The organism is Marivita sp. (assembly GCF_017643905.1).
In the GTDB taxonomy this organism is placed as follows: Bacteria; Pseudomonadota; Alphaproteobacteria; order Rhodobacterales; family Rhodobacteraceae; genus Marivita.
The window spans coordinates 1-3988 of record NZ_JAEPMO010000242.1 but is presented as its reverse complement, the minus strand read 5'-3'; the positions used below and the strand labels follow the sequence as shown (position 1 = coordinate 3988).

Sequence of the window (3988 nt, the reverse complement as noted above, 5' to 3'; positions counted from 1 at the left end):
CTTTCATTCAGCTTTACCGCGAAAACGCCAAATACCTCGACCGGCCCTACAAATGGGTGGCCAAGGTCGGGCTTGATTGGGTCAAGGCACGAGTGGTGGACGATTTGGACGAACGCGCGCGGCTGATCGCGGCGTTCGAGCTGTCCCAGTCGATTTACCGCAAGGACCCTTGGGCCGAGCATGCCAAGCAGGCCGAGGCCTATCAACCGCTGGCCGATCTGACATTGGAGGCTGCGGAATGAGCTGGATCGACATTTGCGCCATTGGCGACATCCCCCTGCGTGGAGCGCGCAAGATCAAGACCGCATTGGGATGCGTGGCGGTGTTTCGCACCGACGCGGAAGAGGTGTTTGCTGCCACAAACAGCTGCCCGCACAAGGGTGGGCCGCTGTCCGAAGGGATCGTGCATGGGCAATCGGTGACCTGTCCGCTGCACAATTGGGTCTTTGACCTGAACACGGGGCAGGCCAAAGGCGAAAACGGGGCCATCACCACCTTCCCCGTGCAAGTCCGCGAGGGCCGTGTCTGGATCGACGGCACTCGCCTTGTTGCGCGGAGCGCCGCGTGATGGACGGCAGCGGCCTGCCAGAGATACGATCCACATGTCCCTATTGTGGGGTGGGATGCGGCGTTCTCTTGCGCCCTGATGGACAGGGCGGTCTGGACGTCCGGGGTGACCCGGAGCACCCGGCGAACTTTGGACGGCTCTGCTCGAAAGGATCAGCGCTGGGCGAGACTGTAGGGCTGGGTCATCGGCTGTTGGCCCCACGGGTCTCTGGCGTTGACACGGATTGGGATAGCGCACTGCAACTGGTGGCAGACAGATTTACCGAAACCATCGCAGAGCACGGGCCTGACAGCGCGGCCTTCTATGTCTCGGGGCAGCTGCTGACCGAGGATTACTATGTCGCCAACAAGCTGATGAAGGGCTTCATCGGTTCGGCCAATATCGACACCAATTCGCGGCTCTGCATGGCGTCGTCCGTGGCCGGGCACAAACGCGCCTTTGGCAGCGATACGGTTCCCGGCACGTACGGGGATTTGGACGAGGCCGACCTTGTTGTGCTGGTCGGATCAAACCTCGCCTGGTGCCATCCGGTTCTGTACCAGCGCGTGATCGCAGCCCGCAAAGCGCGCGGTACCAAGATTGTCGTGGTCGATCCGCGCCGCACGGCAAGTTGTGACGCGGCTGACATGCATCTTGCGATTCAGCCCGGATCGGATGTGGCGCTGTTCAATCGCCTGTTTGCCGCGCTTTACGAAGGCGGTGCGCTGGACAAGGCTTTCATTGCCCGGACCACCGGCTTTGATGCCGCGCTGCACGCTGCGCAAAATGACCCGGCTACACCGACTGGGTTGCCCGAGGCGCAGATCGCCGCTTTTTGTGATCTGTGGATGCGCACCGAAAAGGTCGTCACGATTTATTCCCAAGGGGTTAACCAATCGACGTCGGGGTCGGACAAGGTCAACGCGATCCTCAATTGCCACCTGGCGACGGGTCGCATTGGAAAACCGGGCTGCGGTCCCCTCTCTGTTACCGGACAACCGAATGCCATGGGGGGCCGCGAGGTGGGTGGGCTGGCCAACATGCTTGCCTGTCATCTTGATCTTGAGAACGCCGACCACAGGTCCGTCGTGCGTGGGTTCTGGACGTCAGGTCCGCTGCCCGAAGCGCCCGGCCTCAAGGCTGTGGACATGTTCCGGGCGGTGGGGGACGGACGGATCAAGGCGCTCTGGATCATTCACACGAACCCTGCGGTTTCGATGCCAGAGGCGGATGCGGTACGAGATGCGATTGCCGCCTGTCCCTTTACGGTTGTCAGCGACATCACCGATCAGACCGACACCGCGCGATTGGCCGATGTGCTGCTTCCCGCAACGGCCTGGGCCGAGAAAGATGGTACTGTTACAAATTCGGATCGCACCATCAGCCGCCAGCGCAGCGTTCTGCCCGCCCCCGGTCAAGCGCGCCCGGATTGGCACATCCTTGCCGAAGTTGGTCGCCGCATGGGTTTCGAGGCGGCGTTTGACTATGCCAGCGAGGCGGAGATCTTTCGGGAATACGCCACACTGTCAGGGCTTGCCGGCCAAATGGGTCGGGATTTCGATATCTCCGCACTCTCGACCCTGACAGACACGGATTACGACACGCTGGAGCCGCAACGCTGGCCGATCACGCAGACGCGCAAGGGCGGACGCTTTTTCGCGGATGGGCAGTTCTTTACACCCGATGGCAAGGCCCGGCTGCTGCCGGTGTCTTGGCGACCACCTGCCGCCAAGACAGAGCCGCGCTATCCGTTCCGGCTCAACACAGGCCGGTTGCGCGATCAGTGGCACACCATGACGCGCACGGCGCTCAGCCCGCGCTTGTCGGCGCATCTGGCGGAGCCGTTTGTGGACATTCACCCGATTGATGCCCAGCGGTTGGGCATCGCGAGGTCAGACCTCGTGACCCTGAAAAGCCCGCACGGCAGCGCGATCCTGCGTGCCCGCATTTCCGACGCGGTGCAGGTGGCGCAGGTCTTTGCGCCCATGCACTGGACGGGAGAAACGGCACCGTCGGCACGGATTGACGCTCTGGTGGCGGCGGCATGTGATCCGGTGTCCGGCCAACCCGAAAGCAAGGCCAGCGTGGTTGCTGTCAGCCGGTATGACGCGGCATGGTACGGCTTTGCCGTGGCCCGAGATCCGATGGTGTTGACCAGCGACTACTGGGCTTTGGCTCGAACCACCCACGGCTACCGCGCAGAACTGGCCGGCACCTCGCCCATCGCCGACTGGGAGAGCGAGGCGCTGCGCCTTTTCGCAGCCTCCGACGCGACGCTGGTCACGATGATCGATGCGAGGCTGGGACATGCACGGATGGTGTTGCATCGCAATGGTATCATGATCGGGGCGCTCTTTGCGGCGGCGACGCCGGTTGCAGTAATGCGCGACTACCTTGCGACCCTGCCGGGCACCGACGGGGCGGGCGCCATCACGGGCCGGACGCCCGCGGATGTGCCTGATCCGGGGCCTGTTCTGTGTTCCTGTTTCGGGATTGGGGTCAACAGCATCGTGACGGCGATAGAAACCCAAGGCCTGATGAGCGTCGACCAGATCGGTGCAAGTCTCAATGCGGGAACGAATTGCGGGTCGTGTCGACCTGAACTTGCGGATCTGCTGGATCGGGTTCGCCTGCGCGAGGCGGCGGAATGAGCTTGGCCCTGCATGTCCAGACCTTGGGCCGGGGGCCGGGGCGGTCTCGTGCCTTGACCGAGGACGAAGCAGCGGACGCCATGCGCCTCATGTTGCAGGGTGATGCGGCTCCCGAGGCTGTGGGAGCTTTGCTGATGCTCTTGCGGATGAAGGGTGAAACTGCAGAAGAGATCGCTGGGTTCGCGCGCGCGGCGCAGGCAGGTTTGCCGGTTTTGCCAACCGCCGATCTGGACTGGCCGAGCTATGCAGCGGGCCGCACGCGCGGGGCACCGTGGTTTCTATGCGCCGCCCGGATAGTGGCTGATGCGGGGCACCGCGTGCTGTTGCATGGCTGGAACGGGACAGACCCGAAAGTGCGCGCAGGTCTGGCAACGGTTGGCATCGGGATTGCGACCAATCCCGATCATGCGGCGTCCCTGTTGGACACAGACCGTATTGCCTATCTGCCGCTTGAAACCTTCCATCCTGCGCTGTTTCGGCTTCTGACATTGCGCGATGTTCTGGGACTGCGATCCTGCATCAATACGGTCTGCCGCATGCTGAACCCCGCTGCTGCTTCGGCCAGCGTTCAGGGGGTGTTTCACCCGTCCTACCGTTTGCTTCAGGCGGAGGCGGCACAGATTCTGGGTTGGAATGCCTTGACCGTGATCAAGGGTGGCGGTGGCGAGTTCGAGCGTCACCCTGCCAAGGACATCGCCGCCTTTGGTTTGCGCGGTGGCGCGGTTTGGGACGGCACATTGCCAGCCGTTGTTGAGGACACACGTCGGCTTTCGGAACCGACCGGTGACAG

The 3988-nt window shown here is 63.0% G+C and carries 4 protein-coding genes; all 4 read left to right on the top strand.

The genetic code is table 11. The features are described from left to right. Positions 1 to 242: hypothetical protein (locus JJ869_RS22545; RefSeq protein ID WP_292271044.1), on the top strand; the 242-nt coding region annotated here is incomplete at its 5' end. Further along, positions 239 to 568 carry a nitrite reductase small subunit NirD gene (nirD, locus tag JJ869_RS22540; RefSeq protein ID WP_292271041.1) on the top strand — a complete coding sequence of 110 codons (330 nt, stop codon included), beginning with the start codon at positions 239 to 241 and terminating at the stop codon, positions 566 to 568. The genes JJ869_RS22545 and nirD, both read left to right, overlap by 4 nt. Next, a complete protein-coding gene (locus JJ869_RS22535) occupies positions 568 to 3198 on the top strand; it encodes a nitrate reductase (protein WP_292271046.1) in 2631 nt (876 codons plus the stop codon). The genes nirD and JJ869_RS22535 overlap by 1 nt, the downstream gene beginning before the upstream one ends. Continuing rightward, positions 3195 to 3988, top strand: a 794-nt coding sequence (locus JJ869_RS22530) for a glycosyl transferase family protein (RefSeq protein ID WP_292271039.1), incomplete at its 3' end; no start/stop codon positions are given. The genes JJ869_RS22535 and JJ869_RS22530, both read left to right, overlap by 4 nt.

Excerpts from the sequence above, each read along its gene's own strand:
- JJ869_RS22535 (WP_292271046.1), top strand. The coding sequence starts at position 568 with ATGGACGGCAGCGGCCTGCCAGAGATACGATCCACATGTCCCTATTGT.
- nirD (WP_292271041.1), top strand. The coding sequence starts at position 239 with ATGAGCTGGATCGACATTTGCGCCATTGGCGACATCCCCCTGCGTGGA.